The sequence below is a fragment of the Epibacterium ulvae genome (assembly GCF_900102795.1).
GTDB classification, from domain to species: domain Bacteria; phylum Pseudomonadota; class Alphaproteobacteria; order Rhodobacterales; family Rhodobacteraceae; genus Epibacterium; species Epibacterium ulvae.
Map to the genome: position 1 here is coordinate 102,874 of NZ_FMWG01000005.1, position 25,960 is coordinate 128,833.

A 25,960-nucleotide genomic window follows, 5' to 3' on the forward strand; every position below is an offset into this window, starting at 1 on the left:
AGGGCCTCGTTACATCTTGCCCATCAACTCACGACCAATCAGCATACGGCGAATTTCACTGGTCCCCGCCCCGATCTCCATTAGTTTTGCATCCCGGAATAAGCGTGCAACGGGATGGTCATTCAGATATCCAGCCCCGCCTAGCGCCTGCACCGCTTGATGCGCCTGCACCATCGCCTGTTCAGAAGAATAAAGACAACACGCCGCCGCGTCCTGGCGCGTCACCGTACCGCGATCACACGCCCGCGCGACCTCATAGACATAGGCGCGTGCAGAATTCATCGCCGTATACATATTGGCGATCTTGGCTTGCATCAGTTGAAACTCCCCAATGGGCTGCCCAAACTGTTTGCGCTCTTTCAGGTAGGGCATCATTTCGTCCATGCAGGCCGCCATGATACCGGTCCCGATGCCGGCCAGAACCACGCGTTCATAATCAAGACCCGACATCAACACACGCACACCGCGCCCATCTTCGCCAAGGATATTTTCAAGCGGCACCTGAACATTTTCAAAAATCAACTCTGCCGTGTTTGATCCTCGCATGCCCAATTTATCAAAATGCACCGACGTCGAGAAACCCGGCATGTCCCCTTCGATAATGAAGGCTGTGATCCCCCGACTGCCCGCATCAGGATCTGTTTTGGCATAAACCACCAATGTCTCAGCGTCCGGACCGTTGGTGATCCAATATTTATTGCCATTCAGAAGATAGTGATCCGCTCGCTTCTCCGCTCGCAGGGTCATCGACACAACATCTGATCCCGCTCCGGCCTCAGACATTGCTAGTGCCCCCACCTTTGCCCCTGAAATGAGATCCGGCAAGTATTTCCGCCGTTGCGCATCTGATCCGTTCAGTTTGATTTGATTGACACAAAGATTGCTGTGCGCCCCATAAGATAAGGACACTGAAGCGCTGGCACGGGCGATCTCTTCAACGGCGATCACATGCGCCAGATACGACATGCCCGCGCCGCCATACTCTTCAGGGACAGTAATGCCCAATAGGCCCAACTCTCCCATGTCGCGCCACACATCAGAGGGAAAGATATTCTGTGCATCGATTTCACCCGCGATAGGTTTAATCCGCTCCTGCGCCCAACGGTGCACCATATCGCGCAACGCGTTCACGTCCTCTCCCAGATCAAAGACCATACTGTCGTTGAACATCCCGACCTCCTCCGTCGCGCAGTTCATTATTTGAACACATGTTCAGATAAACAGAGACCCAAGCACAGGTCAATACAGACCTTCCGTCACTTTTGCTGAAATACAAAACGCCGGGCGCATCATGCACCCGGCGTTTCAACTGATCTGGTCGTGGCGCAGCTTTTACTCTGCTTGAAATACGGCCCCGACTTCGGCGCGGATAATCCGGGCGATCTGCGCGCAGTCTTCAACGCTAAAGGTCAAAGGCACACGAATGTCGATAACGCCCGCCAGCACGCGATCACTTTGGGGCAGGCTGGGCACATCTGCATACCGCCAGCTGTCATAGCGCGAGGTAAAGGCCTGCGGTTCAGCTCCTCCGAACCATTTCAGTTCAACCCCGCGTGCTGCACAACGTTGCAACACCTGTTGCACGCCATCCGGGGCCCAATCCAGAAGCAGGAACTGAAACGAAGATCCCACGTATACTTCTGCATCCGGGCGCTCTACCACAGCAAGCCCCGGCAGATCCCGCAATCCCGCCTCAAGCGCACGATAGCGCGCGTTCCAACGTTCAACCTGTCGATCCAGATCTTTCAACTGAGGGCGCAGAATAGCAGCGCGCAGATTGTCCATCCGGCCCGAGATATTGGGGGTCACATATTTCACCTGCTCAAACACCTCAGGGGCTGGAGCCGCAAGATGGCGTTCATACAGCATGTAAGATCCCGACAGCATCGTCGCACGAGCCGCAATTTCAGGATCGTCAGTGACGAACAATCCGCCCTCACCCGAATTCACATGTTTATAGGTCTGGCAGCTATAACAGCCGACTGCGCCATGGCGACCAGACAAGACCCCGTTCCAACTGGCTCCCATCGTGTGGGCGCAATCCTCGATCACGGTAACGCCCGCCGCATCGCAGATCTGCATCAAGCGATCCATATCGCACAGATGCCCGCGCATATGTGACAGCAGCAGCACCTTAGCCTGATCCACCTTCGTGGTAAGATCATCCAAATCAATGGTCAGAGCTTCATTCACATCCACATAGATGGGACGCCCACCAACTGCGGCGATAGAGCCCGGCACCGGTGCCAGCGTAAATGCGTTGGTCAAAACCGCATCTCCGGCCTGCACCCCTACCGCGCGCAATGCAGTTGCCAGCGCATAGCCCCCCGAGGCTACCGCAAGACAGTATTTCGCCCCCATCTGCGCGGCAAATTCCTGCTCCAATAGCGCGGTTTCGCTCAGCTCTCCTTCGGCGGTGTTGTAGCGGTGCAAACGCCCATGGCGCATCACCTCAACTGCGGCTGCGATTGCATCTTCGGGAATGGGTTCTTGCTGGGTAAAATTACCCGTAAATATCTCTGCCATACTGTTTTGTGCGCCCAGCCCGCGCCAGCGTCAAGAGCCGAGATACGCGGCCAGCACCTGATCCACCAAATCCGGCAGATCAGAAAACTGCGAAAGCAAGCCTTCGGGCTTTAACGCTGCCATATCTTCCCCGGATGGACCAAAGGTCACAAGAATCGACGGCAGGCCCGCATTCGCTGATGTGTTGCGATCCGTATCACTGTCGCCAATCAAAACGGTTTGCGCAGGATCACCTCCGGCACGTCGCGCCGCCTCAACCAACGGGGCGGGATCGGGTTTGCGCACCGGTAGTGTATCCGCCCCAACCAGTGATCCAAACGCGCCACGCACGCCTAGAGACAGCAAAAGCTGCTCCGCCAGTGCTTCAGGCTTATTCGTGCAAATTCCAACAGCCATGCCGCGCTGTTTCAATTCCGACACTGCCTCCATCGCACCAGGGTAAAGCACGGTGTACCGATCAATATCAGACCGATAGGCTTCCAGTAGGACTGGGTAATATTGATTCACCAATGCCTCGGAATACTGACCAACCCGTTTGAGGCCAGTTGTCAGCATCATACGCCCGCCGCGCAGGGCAACGCCCGCATCCTGCGCCTGCGTCAGAACATCGCCATGCCCCATCTCGCGAAAGCAGGCATTGGCCGCCGCCAGTAAATCGCCCGAGGTATCCGCAAGGGTTCCATCCAGATCAAAGATAACAGTTCGCATGATTTTCCCTTCTTCGGCACAAAACCGCCACAGGTTATTGCAAGTCGCAACCTTGTTTGATGGCACGATCCCTTGCGTACAGCCCCATAGCGGATAAAACGGGTCAACCTAAAACACAAAGAGAAAAACCGCATGAGCACCGCCCTTATCATCCTTGCCGCAGGCAAAGGCACCCGGATGAACTCGGATCTGCCCAAAGTCCTGCACCCGATTGCACAGGCCAGCATGTTGGAACATGCGATGGCGGCAGGGCGTGCGCTCAACCCGGAACACACAATTATTGTCGCGGGCCATGGTGCCGACGCGGTGCGCGCCGAAGTCGAAAAGATCGACGAAACCGCGCAAGTCGTGATGCAGGAAGAGCAGCTTGGCACCGCACATGCAGTGGATCAGGCGCGCGAAGCCCTGTCTTCGTTCAAGGGCGACGCTGTCATTCTTTATGGCGACACCCCGTTTTTACAAGCTGAAACGCTAGAGCACATGGTGGACGCTCGCGCCAAGGCGGATCTGGTGGTTTTAGGGTTTGAAGCCGCGGATCCCGGCCGATATGGCCGGTTGATCATGGACGGCGACAGTCTTGAAAAGATTGTTGAATACAAAGACGCCTCAGAAGACCAACGTGCAATCCGCTTTTGCAATTCAGGCCTGATGGCTTGCGACGCTGCGGTGATGTTTGATTTGCTGAGCAAGGTCGAAAACAAAAACGCCTCTGGCGAATATTACCTCACGGATCTGGTAGAACTTGCCCGTGCGCAAGGCCTATCGGTGACCGCTGTGTCCTGTGACGAGACTGAAACACTGGGGGTAAACTCCCGCGCGGATCTCGCAGCGGCTGAGGCCGTGTTTCAGGCCCGCGCCCGCGCAGACCTTCTGGAAATGGGCGTCACGATGATGGCACCGGAAACCGTGTTCCTTGCCTTTGACACCGTGATTGGCCGCGACACTGTGATTGAACCCAATGTGGTTTTTGGACCAGATGTTACGGTAGAAAGCGGCGCGTTGATCCGGGCGTTTTCCCATCTGGAAGGCTGCCATGTCAGCCGCGGCGCCAAGGTCGGCCCCTATGCGCGACTGCGCCCCGGAGCAGAGTTGGCTGAAAACACTCATATAGGTAATTTTGTTGAAATCAAAAACGCTGAAATCGCAGCCGGTGCCAAGGTCAATCACCTGTCTTACATCGGCGATGCAAGCGTCGGTGAAGCCACCAATATTGGTGCAGGCACAATCACCTGTAACTACGATGGCTTTATGAAGCATCGCACCGAAATTGGCCCGCGCGCCTTTATCGGATCAAACACATTGCTCGTGGCACCCGTCACCGTGGGTCGTGATGCGATGACAGCCTCTGGCACCGTGGTCACCAAAAATGTCGAGGCGGAGGCCCTGGCCTTGTCCCGCGTGCCACAAACAAACAAACCAGGTCGCGCGGCGAAACTGATGGACATGCTGCGCGCAAAGAAAGCCCGTCTCACCAAAGGAGCCAAATAAAATGTGCGGAATTGTTGGAGTACTGGGACATCATGAAGCCGCTCCTACCTTGGTGGAAGGGCTGAAACGGCTGGAATATCGCGGCTATGACAGTGCAGGGATTGCAACCGTCAACAACGGCACCCTCGCGCGCCGCCGCGCGCTTGGCAAGCTTGCCAATCTCAGCGACCTGCTGGTGCATGAGCCCCTGACCGGAAAATCTGGCATCGGCCACACCAGATGGGCCACCCATGGCGCACCCTCCGTGAACAATGCGCACCCTCACAAAGCAGGCTGCGTGGCTGTGGTTCACAATGGGATCATCGAAAACTTCAAAGAGTTGCGCGCGACTCTGGCAGCTGAAGGGTTTGAGTGCACGACAGACACAGACACCGAAACCGTTGCCCTGCTGACCGAGCGCCACATGCAAAACGGCCTTTCGCCACAAGACGCCGCCTATAAAACCATCAGCGCCCTTGAGGGCGCATTTGCGCTTGCCTTCCTGTTTGATGGCTATGATGATCTGATGATTGCCGCTCGCAAAGGCTCTCCTTTGGCCATCGGTCATGGAGAGGGGGAAATGTATGTGGGCTCTGATGCGATGGCCCTTGCGCCTTTTACCGATCAGATCACCTATCTGGAAGAAGGCGACTTTGCGGTTTTGAGCCGTTCTTCCCTTGACGTACGCAATCTGCACGGTGAGGCGGTGAGCCGCGAAATGCGCAAAATCAAACTGGATATTGCGCGTATCGATAAGGACGGCCACAAACATTTCATGGCCAAAGAAATCGCCGAACAACCCACCGCGATCAATCGCGCCTTGGCTGCGTATCTGGATCAAAACAATCAGATCACCCTGCCCGAGGAGCTGGATTTTACCAAAGTGGAACGCCTCACTCTGGTTGCCTGCGGCACAGGCTATTACGCGTGTCTTGCCGCCAAATACTGGTTCGAACAGATCGCCCGCATGCCGGTTGAGGTCGATGTCGCCTCTGAATTCCGCTACCGCGAACCGCCAATCAGCGCAGGCACATTGGCCGTGTTTGTCAGCCAATCCGGCGAAACCGCCGACACGCTTGCGGCCCTGCGGTATTGCGCGGGCAAAGCGCAGCAAATTGCCGGACTTGTCAATGTGCCCGAAAGCTCCATCGCGCGCGAAAGCGACGTGGTTTTACCCATCCACGCAGGCCCTGAAATCAGCGTCGCCTCAACCAAAGCGTTCACCTGTCAGCTTGTGATCCTTTTGCTGATGGCCCTGAAAGCCGCAGCGCAACGCGGCCAACCCTTGCCTGCTGATCTGCCTGAAGATCTTCGCAGCCTGCCGGGGCTTTTGCATCAGGTGATTGCTGGCGAAGAGCAAGTCACTGCTGTTTCCAGAGAGCTTGCAAAAGCACAGGATATTATCTTTTTGGGACGCGGGCACCTGTACCCTCTCGCCCTTGAGGGTGCGCTTAAACTGAAAGAGCTGAGCTACATCCACGCCGAGGGCTACGCCAGCGGAGAATTAAAACACGGCCCCATTGCCTTGATCGATGAAACCGTACCCGTTGTCGTCATTGCACCAAGCGATGCGCTGTTTGATAAAACCGTATCCAACATGCAGGAAGTGATGGCACGCGGCGGCAAAGTCATTTTGGTCACCGATGCCAAAGGCGCCGAGCTTGCCAGTGAAGGTGTCGCTGAAACCCTTGTGCTGCCACATGTCAATTCCGTTCTGACGCCAATCCTATACGCCGTGCCCGCCCAGCAAATCGCTTATTTCACCGCAATTGCCAAAGGCACAGACGTCGACCAGCCACGCAACCTGGCCAAATCTGTGACGGTTGAATAATATGACTCTTGATGAGGCTCTGGCGCAACTGACTGTGCACAGCGATCCTGCAACCATCGAGCAAAAGACAGCGTACCACAAACAGGAGCGCCCCGTTCTGGGCGTTCCTAATCCTGTCCTAAATGACCTCACAAAAGACTGGCGGCAGACGCTCACGCTTGAACAACGGATCTCGCTCGCCGCCGATTTATGGCAAAGCGATATATTCGAAGCACGGATCTGTGCCGCCAAAGTGCTGACACAGGCCCGTATCAAAGAAGATGCCGGGGTCTGGGAATTGCTCTGCAGCTGGGTTCAGGATTTCGACAGCTGGGCAATTGCGGATCATGCCTGCACCGCGCTACAAAAGCGCCTGATTGCTGCACCAGATCGTTTAGACACGATCGACGGCTGGACCACCTCGGATCACATGTGGCGGCGGCGTGCGGCTTTGGTGGCGACCCTGCCTTGGGCGAAAATGGCAAACCCAAAGGCCGATGACATCCACCAAAGAGAGCGCATCTTGGATTGGGCCGCAACCTACACCACAGATCGCAACCGGTTTATTCAAAAGGCCGTTGGATGGTGGCTACGCGATCTGAGCAAACATGATGCACCGCGCGTTACCGCCTTTCTGGAACAGCACGGCAGCACCATGAAGGCATTTGCCCGCAAAGAAGCGCAGAGATACCTTCACAAGCAGGGCTGATCCTGTCGTCTAAAACGTCATGGGCACCAGCTTTCCCCCATAGGTAGAAATCAATCCTTTCGCCGGTGCCCTCTTGTTCCCAGAGCCGTCAGACTTTACCTATTGGCCTATGACAGCGCCTTTGATCGATCCTTTCGCCCGTGCCATCACCTATCTCCGTGTCTCTGTCACGGATCGCTGCGACTTTCGCTGTGTCTACTGCATGTCTGAAAACATGACATTTCTTCCCAAGAAAGAACTGCTCACGTTGGAAGAGCTGGACCATATGTGCTCTACCTTTGTGGGCATGGGAGTCGAAAAACTGCGGATCACCGGGGGTGAACCTTTGGTGCGGCGTGGGATTATGACCTTTTTCCACGCAATGGGCCGCCATCTGGAAAGTGGCGCGTTAAAGGAACTGACGCTAACCACCAATGGCTCTCAGCTTGAGAAATACGCGCAGGATCTGTTTGACGCAGGCGTGCGGCGCGTAAATATTTCGTTGGACACGTTGGACGAGACTAAATTTGCCGAGGTCACGCGCTGGGGCCGTTTACCACAGGTCTTGCGGGGCATAGATGCCGCGCAAAAGGCAGGCCTTCGGGTGAAAATCAACGCAGTTGCGCTTAAAGCGTTCAATGAACCGGAACTTGGGCAGATCACCCGCTGGTGCGCCGAACGCGACATGGATCTGACATGGATTGAAGTCATGCCCATGGGGGATCTTGGCAATGAAGATCGGCTGGATCAATATTGGTCACTCAAAGACGTGCGCAGCGCTTACGAGCAGGAATACACGGTTACAGATCTGGCCGAACGCACAGGTGGTCCTGCGCGTTATATCCGCCTAGAAGAAACCGGGCAGAAAATCGGGTTTATCACTCCCTTGTCACATAATTTCTGCGAAAGCTGCAATCGCGTGCGTCTCACCTGCACCGGCGAACTTTACATGTGCCTTGGTCAGGAAGACATGGCGGACCTGCGCGCGCCCTTACGGTCCGCACCCGGTGATGCAGCCGCCCTGCAAGACGCCATCCGCGCTGCGATCACAAAGAAACCCAAGGGCCATGATTTTGACTATTCCCGCCAGCGCGTCGACGGGCAAATGTCACGCCATATGAGCCACACAGGCGGCTGATCCCCTCATGACGCGCCCTCAACGCCGTGCAGCAACGCCGCTGTTTCATTTGTATCGTGCAGCAACCACGGTGCTTGTCCCACTGGCCTATCGAAAGATTCGCCAAAAGCTTGCAGCGCAAGGGATCAGCGACGCGCGCCAGCGCGAACGTCTGGGCTATCCGACACAATTGCGTCCACAGGGGCAGCTCATTTGGCTCCATGGTGCCTCGGTTGGTGAAAGCCTCGCCGCGCTGACCTTGATTGAACATCTCAGCACGCTGCGCCCTGATGCTCATTTTCTGCTCACCTCCGGCACCGCGACCTCTGCAGAAATGGCGCAAAAACGACTGCCTTCAAATGCGATCCATCAATTTGCACCACTTGATGGGAGCCAACCCGTCAACCGGTTCCTGACCCATTGGCAACCAGATGCAGCGATTTTTGTCGAAAGTGAACTTTGGCCAGTCACGCTCCATGACACCGCAAAACGAAACATTCCAATTGCACTGGTGAACGCACGGCTGTCCCGGAAATCATTTGCAAACTGGCGCAAGCGTCCTGACACAGCTGCCTTTGTTATGGATCAGTTTTCATTAGTTCTGGCACAAAACGACGCGGTCGCAACACAGCTGACACAGCTTGGCGCACGCGATGTCCACCCTGCAGGCAATCTCAAAGCAGGCGCGGCCCCCCTGCCCGTAGATCACACCACGCTGAACGATCTGCGCGATCGATTGCAGGGACGGCCTGTCTGGATTGCCAGCTCCACCCATCCAGGGGAAGAAGACACTGTTCTGGCGGCCCATAGGGCACTGCTTGGACAGTTTCCCGACCTCTTGCTGCTCTTGGCGCCGCGCCACCCTGAACGTGGCAGCGACCTGATGGCCCAGATCCAAGCCGCAGATCTGACCGTTGTACAACGCAGCGCGGGCAAGATGCCAACACCGGCAACACAAGTCTATCTTGCCGATACACTTGGCGAGGTTGGCACCTGGTATGCGCTCTCTCCGATTGTCTTTCTGGGCGGCTCTCTGCTGCCCATCGGCGGGCACAACCCCTTTGAAGTTGCCCGTGCCGGAGCTGCAATCCTGACCGGACCTGGCTATAGCAATTTCATGGAAACATTCCCGGCCCTGATCGACGCAGGAGGCGCGGTGGAGGTGGCAACAGCCTCGCAGCTCTCGGCAGCTGTTACAGAATGGTTGCACAACGCGGATACCCAAACACGCGCCCAGACCGCTGCACAGCACTATCTGGCGCAGCAAACAGATCAACTGGACCAAACACTGTCTGCGATTGTTCAGATGTTAGATCATGCAAAGCGAGCCACAGGATGACACAGGTTGACCCAAACAAGGTTGAAGTCATAGCGCCGAATTTTAAGCGGCGCTTATCTGGTGTCACTTCAACCATTGTGCGCCTCGTGCCGGTACAGGCCGACCAAATCACCATCGCCACAGCAGGCAATGGATTACCAGACGACATGCCACATCTATCATGGTGGCAATTGCTGACGCTCAATCGCAAGGGACCCAAAGGCAACCGCGTCTGGCATGCCCGGCGCAATATAGAAATGCTCGGCGGCATCGTCCTGAAATCCGTACTGGGTAAAAATCTAAAACTGCTGTTTACATCCGCATCCCAGCGCAACCATTCCGGCTATACCAAATGGCTGATGTCCAAAATGGATAGGGTGATTGCGACCTCAGCAAAAGGGGCGGCCTATCTGGCTGAACCTGTGCAGGTCGTGCATCACGGCATCAACATCCAAGATTTCACGCCAGTTGAAGACAAGACAGCGCTGCGACGTGATCTTGGTTTGCCCGAAAACGCGGTGCTGATTGGCTGCTTTGGCCGTATCCGTGCGCAAAAGGGCACAGATGTCTTTGTTGATACCATGATCAAAGTGCTGCAACAGTCCCCCAACGCAGTTGCGCTTGTGATGGGGCGTGCGACAGAAAAACACGAAGGATTTGCGCAAGATCTGCGCGCCAAAGTGTCCAAGGCAGGTCTGTCAGAACGGATCCTATTTCCCGATGAAGTGCCCGTCTGGGAAGTTGCCCGCTGGTATCAGGCGCTTGATCTTTACGTCGCTCCTCAACGGTGGGAGGGCTTTGGCCTGACCCCGCTGGAGGCCATGGCCTGCGGGGTTCCCGTCGTTGCAACGCGGGTGGGTGCATTTGAAGAATTGATCGCAGATCAACAGTGCGGTTTACTGATTGACCCCGGCAACAGTGGCGCCATGCACGATGCGGTGCGCCACGTTCTGGACACGCCCGACTGCCTTGAACACTGGTCTCAAAATGCCCGTGCACATGTGGTCGAACACTTTGCACTGGAACAAGAGGCCGACACATTGGTCGCCCTCTACCGGGATCTTTTAGCGTCGTAACCGGGCCTAGCTGGCAGGCATTCTCTGTTCAACGATTTCAGCCCACCAGCTGCACCCTGCAGGAATGGCTTCGTCGTTGAAATTATATTCAGGATGATGCACCGCTGCGGTATCGCCATTGCCTACCAGAATATAGGCACCCGGGCGTTCTTCCAGCATGTAAGCGAAATCCTCTCCGCCCATCACCAAAGGCGCTTCCTCGCAGCTCCCGGCAATGCCTGCTGCAACCTGTGCTGCAAATGCGGTCTGCGCTTCACTGTTCACCATCACGGGGTAGCCTCGATGGTAAGACACATCTGCCGTGCCGCCAAAAGTCGCGGCAACGCCCGCGCAGATCTCTTTGATCCGTGTTTCCGCAATATCGCGGATCTCTGCATCCAGTGTCCGCACGGTGCCTTTGATGTGAACCTTTTGCGGGATCACATTATAGGCGTTTGAGGAGGTTTCAAACGACGTCACCGAGACAACAAGCTGATGTACAGGATCAGCTGTGCGCGCCGCAATGGTTTGCAGCGCAACAACCGCTTGCGAGGCCATCACGGTTGTATCAATCGTCTCATGGGGTTTGGCCGCATGGCCCCCCCGGCCCTCAAACGTGATATCAAACTGGTCGGTCGCTGCAAAAAACGGCCCCGGACGGATTGCGAAACTGCCCAGCGGTTGCCCCGGCCAATTGTGCATCCCGTAAACCTCTTGGATGTTCCAACGCGCCATCATACCGTCATCGCACATTTCCTTGCCGCCGCCGCCGCCTTCTTCGGCGGGTTGGAAGATCACCACAACAGTGCCATCAAAATTGCGCGTCTCAGACAGGTATTTCGCAGCCCCCAGCAGCATTGCGGTATGTCCATCATGGCCACAAGCATGCATCGCCCCATCCGTTTTAGAGGCATAGTCTAATCCGGTCTGTTCATGGATTGGCAATGCATCCATATCTGCGCGCAGGCCAATCACCTTGCCAGATGTATCGCTTTTACCTTTGATGACCCCAACAACGCCCGTGCGGCCAAGACCGGTTACGATTTCATCACAGCCAAAGGCTTCTAACTTCTCAGCAACCAAAGCACTGGTACGATGGGTTTCAAACAGGATTTCGGGGTTTTCATGAAGATCACGCCGCCATGCGGTAATTTCACCCTGTAGTTCTGCAAAACGGTTTTTGACCGGCATGAATGCTCTCCTTTGTCAGATCCTTGTTCACACGACAGGTAACAGGATCAAATGCTCTGGCTGTTATATACTACCCCAACGTATCAAGGCACAGCGTGAAATCCTGTTTACGCTCAAACAGTCATAGGGTGCAGACTTAATGAAGATTCTTTTTCACATGGCGCACTGCCAACCAAACCAGCGCAATAACAGGCACAGTCAACACTGCTGTCAGATGGCCTTTTGACCACCCCATTGCAGCGCCCAACGGATACAAAAGATATCCCGCAAGAGAGACAGCATAATAACTGATTGCCACAACAGACAATCCTTCAACCGTATGCTGCAAACGCAATTGCAAATCAGCACGCTTGTCCATACTGGCCAAAAGAGCCTGGTTTTGCGCGCTCCGTTCAACATCAACCCGCGTTCGCAGCAGCTCTCCAGCGCGCCGCGCGCGATCCGCCAGAACCGAGAGACGTGTTTTACTGGAATTCACCGTGCGCATCGCGGGCTCAAAGCGACGCAGCATAAATTCGCCAAAAGTCTGATACCCATTCAATTGGCACTCGCGCAGGATTTCGATCCGCTGATTGACCAAAGCCTCATAGGCTCCAGTCGCGCTAAAGCGAAACGCGGTCTGCGCGCCCAATGTCTCAAGTTCAGCTGATACGGTCAAAAGCTTTGAAAGAGTTTGATCAGCCTCAGTGCTTGCTCCTGTCATTTCCGTCATCATCTCGCTTAAGGTTTCATCCAGCGCGGATATGGTTGGCGACAAGGCACGTGCGCGCGCAAACCCCAACATAGACATGGCGCGATACGTTTCGATCTCACATAGACGTTGCACAATGCGCCCTATGCGCTGTTTTCCCGTGTCTTCATTTGCAAACACCGCAAACCGCATATGACCAGCTGCATCAATTTGAAAATCGCCCGCCACAACCGCGCTGTCATCCAGCACACTTGATGCAGCAAGGCTTTCAGGCACAAACCAATCCTCAAGGCATTTCTTTTGCGCCGCCACCTTGGGACGTGGCAACACACGGATCATAAGCGACGTAATCCGAACCCCTGGCGCGTTGGCAATCCAATCCCTTGGTACAATTTCAAAATCCGCGGGATCAAAAGCCCGATCCGCTGTTCCAGGCGCAAACAACGTGTAGCTGACAAATTCCGTATGCTGCTCCCACTTCAAAGTGTAGCGCCCAAGTTTCGCAGAATGATGCGTGGCCCCCGGCGTTGGATGCGCAGCACCATATCGATCCAACAATGCAATCAGATGTGCCAAATCCTGCTCGCGGCTTCGCTGCACCGCATTGCGTTCATGTTTGAGCGCAAAATACACCACAGTACTTGGCGCATCCATCTTTGGGAAAGGGCGGGCGTGCAGCTCGTTTGTGAGAGGGTAGCGAAGCGGATGATCTGTGATAGTCGACATGCGGAACTCTTTGCTAATGTTGAATGAAGACTAGGGCACAAGTTTCCTTCTGTATATAAAAATTGTTATTTTTCATATGCTTAAATGAATACCGCAGTATACAACACTTTGCCTGATCGGGTTTAGAAACCTTCGTAAGTCGCTGGCTTCAAACGGTTTCAGAGCGCTAAGATGAAAAGCTCTGGCACGCGCGGCTTTTCACGCCCTCAAGAAACGCCAATTGATATGCAGATCACCCTGGAGGGATAAAAAACAATTATACCCCAATAGGGCCCAAGTGCGTACATTTGTACTGAAATTTGGAGTACAAGTCATGAAAGCACCGGAAATCAACGGTACCGCCAGTTCGCAACCTCGAGCAGATGGACCAGATGCGAGCCCGGACAGACCCACCAGAACCAGAAAGCGGGTTCCCTCATCGACACCGGCTGATGGTACAAAGCAAACAAGCGCGATTTTTGGTGAGGCTGCGACACAAACTGAAAACACGCAACGCAGAGGCTCCAGCAGACCACATCAAGAAGACCGGCCCACAAGCCGCGTTCCGACAATTCTAAAAGCAGCAGCTGTGTTGGGCGGCGCTTACTACATTGCAAACACCAGACACCGGGTTGAACAGAAGGCAATCGCCACACAGTCAGCAAATCAATTTGTTCCCAAGGCACAGTGGAAAGACACCGCTTTAGGCGACGGCGTTCAAGCCTTGTATGATGCCCCCCATGCCGGGAAGCCAAGCCAACAAAAAAGAATTGATAGAGCGGTTGACGAAGTTAAAGGACAGGGAAAACCGTTCCATACGGTTACACCAACTTACAGAGAAAGCGATAAAGCAAACCATGTCCGCGTGCTAACCCCTGACGCGCGAAAAAAAGCAACGGTTACGGCTCAGAACGGGAACCTCGTCGACTATAAAGACCGTCCGCTTAAGCCAGGGAGATACATGTACGTTATTGATATGAATAAAAATCTCATTGCCTCACCGGTCCGCGTCGGGACGTTGCTCCACCATAGTTCTTTGGCCGGGAGTGAACCGGTTATAACGGCTGGGGAATTTGATGTAGGCAAAGGGGGGAAACTCAAAATGATGAACAACTTCAGTGGACATCACCAGACCTCAAAACCCTCTCTTGACCGCGGTGTTGAAGCGCTTGTTGAGAAGGGCTTTGATATGAAAGATGTACAATTGATCAAACATCCTCAATCGCATCAAACCCATCCTCCTCAAAACTTTTGATGTAAAGAAGCAGGCAGGACCACAGGCTGTTTAAGCCACGATCAGAGCATCGTACATTCAGCATTCCCGATGTACGAATACGCAAAAGATATTGAACAACACCAGATGTGAAAAAAGCGCACCCTCTCAGGTGCGCTTTCGTTTTTTCTGTCAGCTGCGCTCTTAGGAAATCAGCGTCAGCAACTGGTCAAGGCTTGCTTTTGCGTCGCCATAGAACATCCGCGTGTTGTCTTTAAAGAACAGCGGGTTTTCGATGCCCGAATACCCAGTGCCCTGCCCCCGTTTGGAGACAAAGACCTGCTTTGCTTTCCAGCATTCCAGAACCGGCATCCCAGCGATGGGAGAGTTCGGATCCTCTTGCGCTGCCGGGTTCACGATGTCATTTGAGCCGATCACAATCGCGACGTCAGTTTCAGGGAAATCATCGTTGATTTCATCCATTTCCAACACGATGTCATAAGGCACCTTCGCCTCGGCCAAGAGAACATTCATGTGGCCGGGCAAACGACCCGCAACAGGGTGGATCGCGAAACGCACTTCTTTGCCTTTGGCACGCAAACGACGCGTCAGCTCTGCAACGTTTTGCTGCGCCTGTGCAACCGCCATGCCGTAACCCGGGATGATCACGATGCTATCGGCCTCATCCAGTGCTGTCGCCACGCCATCGGCGTCAATCGCAACCTGCTCACCTTCGACTTCCATCGCCGGACCGGTGGTGCCACCAAAGCCGCCAAGGATGACAGAAACAAAGGACCGGTTCATGGCCTTACACATGATGTAAGACAGGATCGCACCAGACGAGCCCACAAGCGCACCAACCACGATCAGCAGGTCGTTGCCCAGTGAGAAACCAATCGCCGCAGCCGCCCAACCTGAATAAGAGTTCAGCATCGAGACAACCACAGGCATATCAGCACCACCGATCCCCATGATCAGGTGATAGCCGATAAACAGCGCAGCCAACGTCAGGATCAGCAGCGGGAACATTGCACCGGTGTTCAGATACCAGATCAGACACAGAAGCGAGATCGCAGCCGCGCCTGCGTTCAGCATATGACCGCCCGGCAGTTTGGTCGCCGCGGAATTTACCTTGCCCGCCAGTTTACCGTAAGCAATCACTGAACCGGTAAAGGTAACAGCCCCAATCCAGATGCCAAGGGACAGTTCAACCTTCAAGATTGCAATCTCAATCGGCTCTTTCTTCGCCACCAGCAATGCAAATGTGCCGTCCAGCGTTTCGCCCGCTGCTTTGGCCGCTTCAACCGCATTGATGGTCATCTCTGCGTTAAAGCCAACAAAGACCGCCGCCAGACCCACCAATGAGTGCATTGCTGCAACCAGTTCCGGCATTTGTGTCATCTGAACGCGCTGCGCCAGTTGCATGCCGATCAGACCACCCAGGATGATCAGAATGCCTGACAACCACCAAAGACCAGCTCCCGGCCCCACCAGTGTGGCAAACACCGCAAGGCCCATGCCCACAATGCCATACCAAACCGCGCGCTTTGCGCTTTCCTGTCCTGACAGCCCGCCCAGCGATAGGATGAACAGAACACCTGCGACCACATAGGCCGCGATTGTGAATGCGTTTTCCATAGATCCCGCCCTTCCTTAAGACTTCTGGAACATGGCAAGCATGCGCCGGGTGACCATGAAGCCACCAAAGATATTGATACCAGCCATAAAGACCGAAAGTGCCGCAAGAATTGTCACCATGGCTCCGGTTGATCCAATCTGGATCACAGCGCCCAAAATGATGATCGACGAAATCGCATTGGTCACCGCCATCAAAGGCGTGTGCAATGAATGCGCCACATTCCAAATCACTTGGAAGCCAATAAAGACCGACAGAACAAACACGATAAAGTGCTGCATAAAGCTGGCGGGCATGTTCGGGATCAAACCAACGCCCAAGATCAACGCTGCCCCAATCGACAACAGTTTGACTTGATTTTTGGTCTGCGCTTTGAACTCAGCTGCTTCCTGTGCCCGTTTCTCTTCCGGCGTAAGTTCGGGTACAGTTTCCTTGGGCTTAGCCGCGATCGCCTGCACCTTTGGAGGGGGTGGTGGGAAGGTGATCTCACCCTGATGGGTAACGGTCGCGCCTCGGATCACGTCATCTTCCATATTATGCACAACCTGACCGTCTTTTTCCGGGGTCAGATCGGTCATCATATGGCGAATGTTTGTCGCATAAAGGCTGGAAGACTGCGCCGCCATCCGGCTTGGGAAATCCGTATAGCCAATGATCGTCACGCCATTTTCGGTAACGACTTTTTCGTCCGCAACGGTGCCTTCCGCATTGCCGCCCCGTTCCGCTGCCAGGTCGACGATGACAGAGCCCGGCTTCATCGCCGCGATCATATCCTCAAGCCACAGCTTGGGCGCCGGGCGGTTCGGGATCAGCGCGGTTGTGATCACAATGTCAATTTCAGGGGCAAGCTCACGGAACTTCGCCAGCTGTGCTTCGCGGAATTCAGGGCTGGAAACAGACGCATAACCGCCAGTGGCGGCGCCGTCTTGCTGCTCTTCTTCGAAATCAAGGTAGACAAATTCCGCCCCCATTGATTCCACTTGTTCAGCAACTTCTGGACGCACATCAAAAGCATAGGTGACCGCGCCCAAGGATGTAGAGGTGCCAATCGCGGCAAGACCTGCAACACCAGCGCCAACAACCAAGACTTTTGCAGGTGGGACTTTACCCGCTGCAGTGATCTGCCCAGTGAAGAAACGACCAAAATTGTTGCCCGCTTCGATAACCGCACGATAACCTGCGATATTGGCCATCGAAGACAGCGCGTCCATTTTCTGGGCCCGAGAGATCCGCGGCACCATTTCCATGGCGATCACGTTTGCGCCTTTGGTTTTGGCAGCCTCCATTCCTTCTTCGTTTCCAGCTGGATTAAAGAAAGAGATAAGGGTCTTTTCCTTGGTCAGATGCTCAAGCTCGGTCGCATCTGGCTGGCGCACCTTCGCGATAATGTCAGACGTTGCCCACAAAGCTGCAGCGGTCTCAACGACCTCAACACCCGCATCGCTGTAGGTTGTGTCAGAAAATCCAGCAGCCAGACCGGCGCCACTTTCGATGGCACAGTCATAACCAAGTTTTTGCAGCTGCTTGGCCGACTCGGGTGTCATAGCCACCCGTGCCTCACCCGCGAAGCTCTCTTTTGGCGTTCCTAGTTTCACCTAATCTTTCCCCTCGTCCTATCCGCGACGAAACACATAGTTTCATTCGCAATGATCGTAAGCTAATACACGCAACATTATTGCGCAAGCATTTTGCTGCAGTGCCGCAATTTACGCTGCACTGCCAAATTCACACCCAGCGTCGAACCCTTTCACAGTAGTCACGCCAATCGTCTGGAAACAACTGTGACAATCGTTGTTCTTCACACGCAATAAAACGCGTCTGTACAATCCAGAAAAACACAACAAGTACAGGTAAAGCAAACAGGGCTTTGAACCAGATAACGACACCCAGCAGAACCAAAAGATCTGCAAGGTATATTGGATTTCGGCTTTGCCGAAAAACACCTGTTTTAATAAGAAAACGCGGCTTGTTATGAGGATGAACCGTTGTTTTAAATCGGAAAAACTCAAAAGCCGCAGTAGCAATTAGAACTGCAGCCACTCCCCAAAACACACAGGCGATCACCTCATGTGCGAAATCCCAATCAACCGAAACAAACGGTGCAAACCAGGCAACCACGACAATATGCCCCAGCAACCAGATCGGCGGTATATCCAACCAGCGTGAAATAAACTTTGGTGCCATGATTGCCTCCCCTCCCAGAGCCAACGGTCGCATAATTAACTGCTATTTCTCTTAGGTCCAGCAAAAGCAGTTATGGCATGTATTACGCCCCTTCAACACTCGCAAAAGCAGATCAATTGTCGCCAGTTCATAAAAACGGTTTGCCGTCGGCCCAAGCATAGGCTGCACGCCCAAATGCTTCGAATAAAGGTCGCGAGACCGGATCCGTCGCCGCCTGATATTCAGGATGCCATTGAACCGCCAAGGTGAACCCCGGCGCATCCTTGACATAAATCGCTTCGGGCGTGCCATCCTCTGCGGTGCCTTCAACCACAATACGCTGGCCCGGCTCTTTGATCCCTTGCCCATGCAGGGTATTGGTCATCACCTTATGCGTGCCAAACAGGTCAGCAAACACGCCGTCTTGTGGGAACGACACCACATGGCGCAGCGCAAATTTCTCTTCGATCGTACCGTCAGGCGGCATGCGGTGGTTCATCCGCCCCGGAAGGTCGCGAATTTCAGGATATAGACTGCCCCCCATCGCAACATTCACCTCCTGAAACCCCCGGCAGATCCCCAAAAAGGGCTGGCCGCGCTCGACGCAGGCCCGCACCAAGGGCAACACAATCGCATCACGGGCCCGGTCAAATGCACCATGCGCCTCGGTTTCAACTTCGCCATACTCAGTTGGATGCACATTGGGGCGCCCCCCCGTCAATAGAAAGCCATCGCAGCTTTCCAATAGTTCCTCAACAGAAACAAAACGCGGATCAGCAGGCACAATGAAGGGCACACACCGCGACACTTCAGCCACAGCTTCTGAATTCATGGTCCCACCCGCATGCACTGGGTAGTTGTCATTTAACAAACTGGGATTGCCGATAATGGCCACTTTGGGACGCATCGATACCGCTCTTTCACTTTTCTGTGCTTTACATCAAATAAGCCTTTGCGCCCAGCACAGCAATTCTAACAAGGGCGCAAGCTGATGTTCAACCATGCACAGCTCACCCAGATAGCCAAGCGCCCATAACGATAAAGCACAGGGCAAAGCCTACTTTGCTTGGAATTTGTTCAACACCTAGAGTGACAGATCACGCCTGATCTGCCTTGCAGCCCCCCAAACAGTTACCTAACGTCTTTAAAAACGACATCGCATGAGGCTCTTATGACCAGCTCCGCCCCCCAAACCTTTTATCTCAAAGATTACACCCCCTTTGGGTTTGACGTAGAGAGTGTCGAGCTGACATTCAAACTCGCGCCAACTGCGACACGGGTCCTAAGCCGAATCCGGTTCATCCCACAAGAAAACGCCGCGAGCTCTGACTTTTTCCTGCATGGTGAAGAGCTTGAACTGATCAGCGCAGCCATTGATGGCACACCTGTTCAAGTCGAAGAAGTCGATGGTGGTCTAAACTGCGCCGTGCCATCTACGCCGTTTCTTTGGGAAGCCGAGGTCGAGATCAATCCCAAAGGCAATACAGCGCTGGAAGGGCTTTACATGTCCAATGGCATGTATTGCACCCAATGTGAGGCGGAAGGTTTTCGCAAAATCACCTATTACCCCGACCGCCCCGATGTCATGTCGACATTTAAGGTGCGCATTGAAGGCCCTGAAAAGGTTCTATTGTCCAATGGCAATCCCACAGCCAGCGGCGAAGGCTGGGCCGAGTGGCACGATCCATGGCCCAAACCCGCCTATCTGTTTGCATTGGTCGCCGGAGATCTGATCAACCACCCCGACCATTTCACCACCAAATCAGGCAAGGATGTAGACCTGAACATCTGGGTGCGCCCCGGCGATGAGGGCAAGTGTGCTTTTGGTATGGAAGCGCTCAAGAAATCCATGACCTGGGACGAAGAGGTCTATGGCCGCGAATATGATCTGGATATCTTCAACATCGTTGCGGTGGATGATTTCAACATGGGGGCAATGGAAAACAAAGGGCTGAATGTCTTCAATTCTTCCTGCGTGCTGGCCTCTCCCGAAACCTCAACGGATGCCAATTTCGAACGAATTGAAGCCATTATCGCGCATGAATATTTCCACAACTGGACCGGCAACCGCATCACCTGCCGGGATTGGTTCCAGCTGTGCCTGAAAGAAGGTCTCACCGTTTATCGCGATGCGCAGTTCACAGCGGATATGCGATCCGAACCCGTGAAACGCATCGAAGACGTCATTGCCCTGCGCGCGCGCCAGTTCCCTGAGGACCAAGGCCCGCTGTCCCATCCCCCACGTCCGGAAGAATTTCAGGAGATCAACAACTTCTATACCGCCACCGTTTACGAAAAAGGTGCCGAAGTCATTGGCATGTTGAAACGTCTTGTGGGGGATGCCGATTATTACAAGGCACTGGATCTCTACTTTGATCGCCATGATGGGCAGGCCTGTACCATCGAAGACTGGCTGAGTGTGTTTGAAGACGCAACCGGCCGCGATATGGCACAATTCAAACGCTGGTACAGTCAGGCAGGTACACCAAAACTGAAGGTCAGCGATAATTTTGACGCTGGCACCTATACACTCACCTTTGAACAATCCACCGCGCCGACCCCCGGCCAAGACATCAAAGACCCGCGTGTTATTCCAATCGCGGTTGGCCTGCTGAATGACAAAGGTGATGAGATCCAGCCCACCCGCGTTCTGGAGATGACACAAGCCACCCAAAGCTTTGCCTTTGACGGGCTCGCCGCCAAACCCGTCCCCTCTATCCTGCGGGAATTCTCAGCGCCGGTGATATTGGAACGCGACACAACAAACACCGAACGCACCTTCCTATTTGCGCATGATACAGACCCCTTCAACCGTTGGGAGGCAGGCAACGCGCTTGCCAAAGAGACGCGCCTTGCAATGATCACTGCAGGCGAAGCCCCCGACAGTGCTTATCTGGATGCTTTGATAAAACTGGTGCGCGATGACACGCTGGATCCAGCTTTTCGCGCGCTGGTCTTACAGGCTCCGGGGCAATCCGATCTTGCCCAAACCCTGCACGCGCGTGGGCAGGTTCCTGATCCACAAAAGATCTATGACGCCTCCGAAACCTTTACCCAGACACTTGCACAGGCGCTTAGCGACAGTCTGCCACGGCTTTATGCCGCGACCACTGTCGACGGACCATACAGCCCCGATGCGGAAGGTGCCGGCAAACGCGCGCTGAATGCCCGCATTTTGTCTTTGCTGACCCGTCTGGACGCCGGAGAGCAAGCCCAGCGCCAATTTGAAACGGCTGACAATATGACGCTGCAATATGCGGCGCTGGCCTGCCTGTTAAAAGCCGACAAAGGCGCAGACGCCTCTGCCTCCTTCTTTGACCAATGGCAGGAGGACCGGCTGGTGATGGACAAATGGTTTGCCCTGCAAATCAGCTGCGCCGAACCCGAGGCGGCCGCGCGTATCGCAAAAGAGTTGACCACACATCCACTTTTCACTCTGAAAAACCCCAACCGGTTCCGCGCCGTTATGGGAGCATTGTCAGGGCATCACGCAGGCTTTCATCAGATCTCAGGCGCAGGCTACACGCTGTTGGCGGACAATCTGATTGCCCTTGATGCGCTAAACCCACAGACCACGGCCCGCATGTGTGCAGCATTCCAAAGCTGGCCGCGCTATGACACGGCGCGCCAAGAGCTGATCAAAGGAGAGCTGCAACGGATCGCCACAACCAAGGGACTAAGCCGCGACACCAATGAAATGGTGACACGCATTCTGAACGCATGACTTCAAATCGGGGCGCAGCCAATGCGCCCCGTTCCAAGGGATTGTTTCCAAATGGAATTTGAAATGAGGCAACAAAAGGTTAACGCAACCTGCATCGCTTTGGAAAATCCCTAACGCTGCCTTTATTGCGCCCCAAAGCCCCCCGATCTTAGCATGATCAAAGAAGCTGCCAAAAGAGCGGACCCTACTTCATGCTGAAATTGCCCTTCGCCAACCGAATTCCCGTTGCACGCTTTCAAAGCAACCTCGTAGCAGAGCGATTGACAGCCTCACTCTTGGCCAAGTTGAGCAAACGACAGCGTACCCCCGCGATACTACATTCCACAGAAACAAGTATTTTTGACGAAACCGGCCCAGATGATGCACGTTTGCACATCAATATCCGTGACATTGATAAAGATGAACACGATGCCTCCCAAGCCAGAGAGCGCGGATTGTTTCTTGCGCGTCAGGATCGATGGGAGGATCTGGTTCACGAACTGAAACAAGCCGAACACGCAGGAACCATCACCGCAAGCGGACAACCTATTTCTGATCTCATCGCTTTTGGGGCGCGTGGCGACGTGGTCAATGCGGTAGAACACGCATTAAGTGAAAATCATAGTACAGAGGATCGGGCGCTTATCCAGGGCGTGATGGCTCTGGAATCGGCACGTCTTGACCTTGGCCAACCCGCTTTGATGACAGCGCTTGTCGCTTTGACGCATATTGATCTGGGCTGGATATGGCGCTCAAAAGCAGGGGCTCACTATTGCGCCCGCACGCACAAACAGCGCGCCCAGCGCCATTTTAGCCGCGCCGCGTCCTTACTGACCCCATTAGAGGGCGAGATCCTGAACAGCCCATTGATCGCTGCTGCAAAATGCGCGCTTTACCCCCATTTCCCAGCCCCAGCGCTTGAGGTTGCAGATGCCTATGCTGCACTAATTGATCTGGCGCCTGAAAACAGCCGCCATATGCGCGCACTTGGCACAGCTTTGTTGCCACAGGTCGGCGGATCATGGGACACGTTAGAGCTTGAGGCCCGACGCACCGCTGCACGCACAGAAACTATCTGGGGCATGGGCGGGTATACTTGGGTCTATTTTGACGCGCTCTTATGTGACGCTCAGGCGGCCTCCCAACTTGATGTTTCGCTTTTTGTCGAAGGTCTTCAGGATATCCTTGCCAAAGACCCCAATCAGGCCACCATCAATCTAATCACAGCCTATTGCGGTGTTGCAGCCAAACGTAGCCTCGAAGAGGAACCCACTGGAGCAGAGCTACGAACAGAGCTGTCAGACATGGCTGAATGGTTGGCGCGCAATCGCTTATGCGAAATTCACCCCCTCACCTGGGCTCATGCCTCGAAAGGGTTTGCGAACAACCTGCCTGACACATCCCTTGCACGGTTTGCCTCCCGCGGCAAAGATGCAGCACGCCATTACCTCGCAGACCTTTTTGCATCGGAACTGTGCAGCGGCCAAACTGTTACCTACACCCCGGCAGGCGTAGAGCTGGCCGCTGGCTAGGGCGCATGACTAAGTCTTCTTGAACGCATCCATCAATGCAGCCCCCAGCGCGCCGTTACTGTCGCTACTTTGCTCTTTGCGAATGGCTTTTCCGCGGTTGGGCTGGGCTTTGTTACGATGTGTGTTTGGCTTATCCCGATTGCCTGCCTGCGCGCGCGCATCCCGTGTTTCTTTTGCGGAAGCGCCGCCATCTTTGCGCATCGTCAGTCCAATACGTTTGCGCGCCACATCCACTTCTGTGACCGTCACGCGCACGACTTGGCCGGTTTTTACAACTTCATGCGGGTCTTTGACAAACTTATCCGCCAGTTGGCTGACATGTACCAAACCGTCCTGATGCACACCAATATCAACAAATGCGCCAAAGGCAGCCACATTTGTCACGCTGCCTTCTAAAACCATGCCCGGCTTGAGATCTGTAATTGTCTCAACACCCTCTTTAAAACTGGCTGTGACAAAACTGGGCCGCGGATCGCGACCCGGTTTCTCAATCTCAGCAAAGATATCGCGCACAGTTGGTAGACCGAAACTCTCTTCGACAAAATCAGCAGGGTTTAGGGCTTTTAACGCGGCACCATCTCCCATCAATTGGCGAATATCCCGGCCACAGGCCGCGACCACTTTACGCGCAACTTTATAAGCTTCAGGGTGGACGGATGAGGCATCAAGCGGCTCTTTCCCATCGCGGATCCGCAGAAAACCTGCGCATTGCTCAAACGCTTTGGGACCAAGACGCGCAACCTTTAACAGCTCTTTGCGCGACCGAAAGGCACCATTTTCGTCCCGATGCGCAACAATCGCCTCAGCAAGCCCCGGGCCAAGACCCGAGATATGGGTCAGCAACGGGGCAGAGGCCATATTCAGATCAACCCCCACTGCGTTCACCACATCCTCGATCACGGCCTCTAGCGATTTGGACAATTTATGCTGGTCCACATCATGCTGATATTGCCCCACACCGATGGATTTGGGTTCGATCTTGACCAGCTCCGCCAAAGGATCTTGAAGGCGGCGCGCGATGGACACTGCGCCACGCAGTGAAACATCCAGATCCGGGAACTCTCGCGCGGCCAGTTCTGATGCCGAATAGACCGACGCGCCCGCTTCCGAAACCACAACCTTGGTTGGTTTTTTCACTTTGGCAGGCAGGTGCTGCAACACCTCTGCCACCATTTTTTCCGTCTCACGACTGGCGGTTCCATTGCCAATGGCGATCAATTCAACGCCATGAAGGGCAATCAATTTGGTGATCGCAACCTGTGCGCCGCGCAGATCATTTTTGGGCTGAAACGGATACAGCGTCTCTGTTGCCAGCACCTTGCCCGTCGCATCCACCACGGCCGCTTTCACTCCGGTGCGAATGCCGGGATCAAGTCCAAGAGTTGGCTTGGCTCCAGCAGGTGCGGCAAACAACAGATCCTTTAGATTTCTGGCAAAGACATGGATGGCTTCATTCTGCGCACGGCTCCGCAGATCGCTCATCAGTTCCAGCATCAAAGACAGCGACAGTTTCACCCGCCAAGTCCAGCCTGCCACCTTGCGCAGCCACAGGTCCCCGGCGCCTTGGCTTTTTATGGCAAGGGCGGCACAGATCATCGCTTCGGCCCGCGCTATACCCTCTTCATCGGGGGCAATATCCAGCGTGAGAATGTTTTCATTGGCCCCGCGCAACATTGCTAAGGCCCGGTGTGACGGCACATCTGCCCAGCGCTCTGAATGTGCAAAATAGTCTGAAAACTTTGCACCTTCAGCTTCTTTCCCCTCAATCACCTTCGCGGTCAGCCCTGCGTGATCCTGCATGAAACCACGCAAACGTCCCAACAAATCGGCCTGTTCTGTCAAACGCTCTGTCAGAATATCGCGTGCCCCATTCAAGGCATCTTTTACAGTCGTGATCGTCTCGTTCAGATAGGCCTCAGCCAAAGCCTCAGGCGGGGCCATCCGGTCTGCCAAAATCGCCTCAAGCAACGGTTCCAGTCCATTTTCACGTGCTATCATCGCCTTCGTGCGGCGTTTAGGTTTGTAGGGAAGATAGATATCTTCAAGCTGCGCTTTTGTCTCAGCCGCCGCAATCGATTTTGCCAAATTGGCGGTCAGCTTGTCCTGGCTTTTTATGCTCTCAAGAATTGTGGAGCGCCGCGCCTCAAGCTCGCGCAGATAGACAAGACGGTCTGACAGCTGGCGCAACTGGCTGTCATCCAAACCGCCCGTAACCTCTTTGCGGTAACGCGCAACAAAGGGCACGGTTGCGCCACCATCCAGCAATTCCACGGCTGCATTTACCTGCTTGGCTGCAGCATTAATCTCAGTTGCAATGGTCTGGGCAATCCGAACAGAGGTGTCCAATGTCTTCTCCTACAGATATTTGGATCACCTGTTTAGCGTTACCAAACGTATTGGCCAAGGCGAAAGCACAGCTCTGTGTTCCAAGCAGCAC

At 54.5% G+C, this 25,960-nt stretch carries 19 protein-coding genes; 9 read left to right on the plus strand and 10 right to left on the minus strand.

Annotation, left to right across the window (positions count from 1 at the left end; translation table 11 throughout):
• Nucleotides 1-9: 9 nt before the first annotated feature.
• The 3 genes from BLP79_RS09425 to BLP79_RS09435 form a co-directional block, all read right to left on the minus strand.
• Nucleotides 10-1,170, minus strand: coding sequence for an isovaleryl-CoA dehydrogenase (locus BLP79_RS09425; protein WP_090218412.1), 1,161 nt, complete (start codon nucleotides 1,168-1,170; stop codon nucleotides 10-12).
• Between the two features lie 162 nt (nucleotides 1,171-1,332).
• On the minus strand, nucleotides 1,333-2,526 hold the full coding sequence (locus BLP79_RS09430) for a DegT/DnrJ/EryC1/StrS family aminotransferase (RefSeq protein WP_090218413.1): 1,194 nt from the start codon (nucleotides 2,524-2,526) through the stop codon (nucleotides 1,333-1,335).
• A 30-nt stretch (nucleotides 2,527-2,556) separates the two neighbouring features.
• A complete protein-coding gene (locus tag BLP79_RS09435; protein ID WP_090218761.1) occupies nucleotides 2,557-3,234 on the minus strand; it encodes an HAD-IA family hydrolase in 678 nt (225 codons plus the stop codon).
• 132 nt (nucleotides 3,235-3,366) lie between these two features.
• Between BLP79_RS09435 and glmU the strand changes: the two genes are divergently transcribed.
• The 6 genes from glmU (at nucleotide 3,367) to BLP79_RS09465 (ending at nucleotide 10,710) form a co-directional block, all read left to right on the plus strand.
• Nucleotides 3,367-4,722, plus strand: a complete 1,356-nt coding sequence (glmU, locus tag BLP79_RS09440) for a bifunctional UDP-N-acetylglucosamine diphosphorylase/glucosamine-1-phosphate N-acetyltransferase GlmU (RefSeq protein WP_090218415.1) — start codon at nucleotides 3,367-3,369, stop codon at nucleotides 4,720-4,722.
• A gap of 1 nt (nucleotide 4,723) precedes the next feature.
• Nucleotides 4,724-6,532 carry a glutamine--fructose-6-phosphate transaminase (isomerizing) gene (gene glmS, locus BLP79_RS09445; RefSeq protein WP_090218418.1) on the plus strand — a complete coding sequence of 603 codons (1,809 nt, stop codon included), beginning with the start codon at nucleotides 4,724-4,726 and terminating at the stop codon, nucleotides 6,530-6,532.
• 1 nt (nucleotide 6,533) lies between these two features.
• Nucleotides 6,534-7,220, plus strand: a complete 687-nt coding sequence (locus BLP79_RS09450) for a DNA alkylation repair protein (RefSeq protein ID WP_090218420.1) — start codon at nucleotides 6,534-6,536, stop codon at nucleotides 7,218-7,220.
• Between the two features lie 109 nt (nucleotides 7,221-7,329).
• Nucleotides 7,330-8,337 (plus strand): GTP 3',8-cyclase MoaA, encoded by a 1,008-nt coding sequence (gene moaA, locus BLP79_RS09455; RefSeq protein WP_090218422.1) that lies wholly within the window; start codon nucleotides 7,330-7,332, stop codon nucleotides 8,335-8,337.
• Between the two features lie 7 nt (nucleotides 8,338-8,344).
• Nucleotides 8,345-9,655 (plus strand): 3-deoxy-D-manno-octulosonic acid transferase, encoded by a 1,311-nt coding sequence (locus BLP79_RS09460; RefSeq protein ID WP_090218423.1) that lies wholly within the window; start codon nucleotides 8,345-8,347, stop codon nucleotides 9,653-9,655.
• Nucleotides 9,652-10,710, plus strand: a complete 1,059-nt coding sequence (locus BLP79_RS09465) for a glycosyltransferase family 4 protein (RefSeq protein ID WP_090218425.1) — start codon at nucleotides 9,652-9,654, stop codon at nucleotides 10,708-10,710. Before BLP79_RS09460 ends, BLP79_RS09465 begins: the two co-directional genes overlap by 4 nt.
• 6 nt (nucleotides 10,711-10,716) lie before the next feature.
• Here BLP79_RS09465 and BLP79_RS09470 read toward each other — a convergent pair whose 3' ends face one another.
• Together BLP79_RS09470 and BLP79_RS09475 are read right to left on the minus strand one after the other, a co-directional pair.
• On the minus strand, nucleotides 10,717-11,880 hold the full coding sequence (locus BLP79_RS09470; protein ID WP_090218427.1) for a M20 aminoacylase family protein: 1,164 nt from the start codon (nucleotides 11,878-11,880) through the stop codon (nucleotides 10,717-10,719).
• A 136-nt stretch (nucleotides 11,881-12,016) separates the two neighbouring features.
• Entirely contained in the window at nucleotides 12,017-13,297 is a 1,281-nt protein-coding gene (locus BLP79_RS09475; protein ID WP_090218428.1) for a DUF3422 family protein, read from the minus strand.
• A gap of 313 nt (nucleotides 13,298-13,610) precedes the next feature.
• On the opposite strand from BLP79_RS09475, the gene BLP79_RS09480 reads away from it, so the two are divergent.
• Nucleotides 13,611-14,531: a hypothetical protein gene (locus tag BLP79_RS09480; protein WP_090218430.1), complete on the plus strand. Its 921-nt coding sequence runs from the start codon at nucleotides 13,611-13,613 to the stop codon at nucleotides 14,529-14,531.
• A gap of 162 nt (nucleotides 14,532-14,693) precedes the next feature.
• Here BLP79_RS09480 and BLP79_RS09485 read toward each other — a convergent pair whose 3' ends face one another.
• The 4 genes from BLP79_RS09485 to BLP79_RS09500 all read right to left on the minus strand — a co-directional run bounded on the left by BLP79_RS09485 (nucleotide 14,694) and on the right by BLP79_RS09500 (nucleotide 19,195).
• Nucleotides 14,694-16,127, minus strand: coding sequence for an NAD(P)(+) transhydrogenase (Re/Si-specific) subunit beta (locus BLP79_RS09485; protein WP_090218432.1), 1,434 nt, complete (start codon nucleotides 16,125-16,127; stop codon nucleotides 14,694-14,696).
• Between the two features lie 15 nt (nucleotides 16,128-16,142).
• Nucleotides 16,143-17,720 carry a Re/Si-specific NAD(P)(+) transhydrogenase subunit alpha gene (locus BLP79_RS09490; RefSeq protein WP_090218433.1) on the minus strand — a complete coding sequence of 526 codons (1,578 nt, stop codon included), beginning with the start codon at nucleotides 17,718-17,720 and terminating at the stop codon, nucleotides 16,143-16,145.
• A 130-nt stretch (nucleotides 17,721-17,850) separates the two neighbouring features.
• On the minus strand, nucleotides 17,851-18,309 hold the full coding sequence (locus BLP79_RS09495; RefSeq protein ID WP_157843933.1) for a methyltransferase family protein: 459 nt from the start codon (nucleotides 18,307-18,309) through the stop codon (nucleotides 17,851-17,853).
• 127 nt (nucleotides 18,310-18,436) lie between these two features.
• The gene (locus tag BLP79_RS09500; protein WP_090218437.1) at nucleotides 18,437-19,195 is read right to left on the minus strand and encodes a gamma-glutamyl-gamma-aminobutyrate hydrolase family protein; all 759 of its coding nucleotides are present in this window, start codon (nucleotides 19,193-19,195) and stop codon (nucleotides 18,437-18,439) included.
• A 264-nt stretch (nucleotides 19,196-19,459) separates the two neighbouring features.
• Here BLP79_RS09500 and pepN point away from each other — a divergent pair, with 264 nt between their 5' ends.
• Nucleotides 19,460-22,012, plus strand: coding sequence for an aminopeptidase N (gene pepN, locus BLP79_RS09505; RefSeq protein ID WP_090218439.1), 2,553 nt, complete (start codon nucleotides 19,460-19,462; stop codon nucleotides 22,010-22,012).
• 191 nt (nucleotides 22,013-22,203) lie between these two features.
• Nucleotides 22,204-23,523 (plus strand): hypothetical protein, encoded by a 1,320-nt coding sequence (locus BLP79_RS09510; RefSeq protein WP_090218440.1) that lies wholly within the window; start codon nucleotides 22,204-22,206, stop codon nucleotides 23,521-23,523.
• A gap of 9 nt (nucleotides 23,524-23,532) precedes the next feature.
• Here the strand turns inward: BLP79_RS09510 and BLP79_RS09515 are convergent, their stop codons facing one another.
• A complete protein-coding gene (locus BLP79_RS09515) occupies nucleotides 23,533-25,869 on the minus strand; it encodes a Tex family protein (RefSeq protein ID WP_090218442.1) in 2,337 nt (778 codons plus the stop codon).
• Between the last annotated feature and the right edge of the window lie 91 nt (nucleotides 25,870-25,960).

What these genes read in the sequence shown, in the direction of transcription:
- BLP79_RS09425 (WP_090218412.1), bottom strand. Translation starts at nt 1,170, where the DNA reads ATGTTCAACGACAGTATGGTCTTTGATCTGGGAGAGGACGTGAACGCG.
- BLP79_RS09430 (WP_090218413.1), bottom strand. Translation starts at nt 2,526, where the DNA reads ATGGCAGAGATATTTACGGGTAATTTTACCCAGCAAGAACCCATTCCC.
- BLP79_RS09435 (WP_090218761.1), bottom strand. Translation starts at nt 3,234, where the DNA reads ATGCGAACTGTTATCTTTGATCTGGATGGAACCCTTGCGGATACCTCG.
- glmU (WP_090218415.1), top strand. Translation starts at nt 3,367, where the DNA reads ATGAGCACCGCCCTTATCATCCTTGCCGCAGGCAAAGGCACCCGGATG.
- glmS (WP_090218418.1), top strand. Translation starts at nt 4,724, where the DNA reads ATGTGCGGAATTGTTGGAGTACTGGGACATCATGAAGCCGCTCCTACC.
- BLP79_RS09450 (WP_090218420.1), top strand. Translation starts at nt 6,534, where the DNA reads ATGACTCTTGATGAGGCTCTGGCGCAACTGACTGTGCACAGCGATCCT.
- moaA (WP_090218422.1), top strand. Translation starts at nt 7,330, where the DNA reads ATGACAGCGCCTTTGATCGATCCTTTCGCCCGTGCCATCACCTATCTC.
- BLP79_RS09460 (WP_090218423.1), top strand. Translation starts at nt 8,345, where the DNA reads ATGACGCGCCCTCAACGCCGTGCAGCAACGCCGCTGTTTCATTTGTAT.
- BLP79_RS09465 (WP_090218425.1), top strand. Translation starts at nt 9,652, where the DNA reads ATGACACAGGTTGACCCAAACAAGGTTGAAGTCATAGCGCCGAATTTT.
- BLP79_RS09470 (WP_090218427.1), bottom strand. Translation starts at nt 11,880, where the DNA reads ATGCCGGTCAAAAACCGTTTTGCAGAACTACAGGGTGAAATTACCGCA.
- BLP79_RS09475 (WP_090218428.1), bottom strand. Translation starts at nt 13,297, where the DNA reads ATGTCGACTATCACAGATCATCCGCTTCGCTACCCTCTCACAAACGAG.
- BLP79_RS09480 (WP_090218430.1), top strand. Translation starts at nt 13,611, where the DNA reads ATGAAAGCACCGGAAATCAACGGTACCGCCAGTTCGCAACCTCGAGCA.
- BLP79_RS09485 (WP_090218432.1), bottom strand. Translation starts at nt 16,127, where the DNA reads ATGGAAAACGCATTCACAATCGCGGCCTATGTGGTCGCAGGTGTTCTG.
- BLP79_RS09495 (WP_157843933.1), bottom strand. Translation starts at nt 18,309, where the DNA reads ATGGCACCAAAGTTTATTTCACGCTGGTTGGATATACCGCCGATCTGG.
- BLP79_RS09500 (WP_090218437.1), bottom strand. Translation starts at nt 19,195, where the DNA reads ATGCGTCCCAAAGTGGCCATTATCGGCAATCCCAGTTTGTTAAATGAC.
- pepN (WP_090218439.1), top strand. Translation starts at nt 19,460, where the DNA reads ATGACCAGCTCCGCCCCCCAAACCTTTTATCTCAAAGATTACACCCCC.
- BLP79_RS09510 (WP_090218440.1), top strand. Translation starts at nt 22,204, where the DNA reads ATGCTGAAATTGCCCTTCGCCAACCGAATTCCCGTTGCACGCTTTCAA.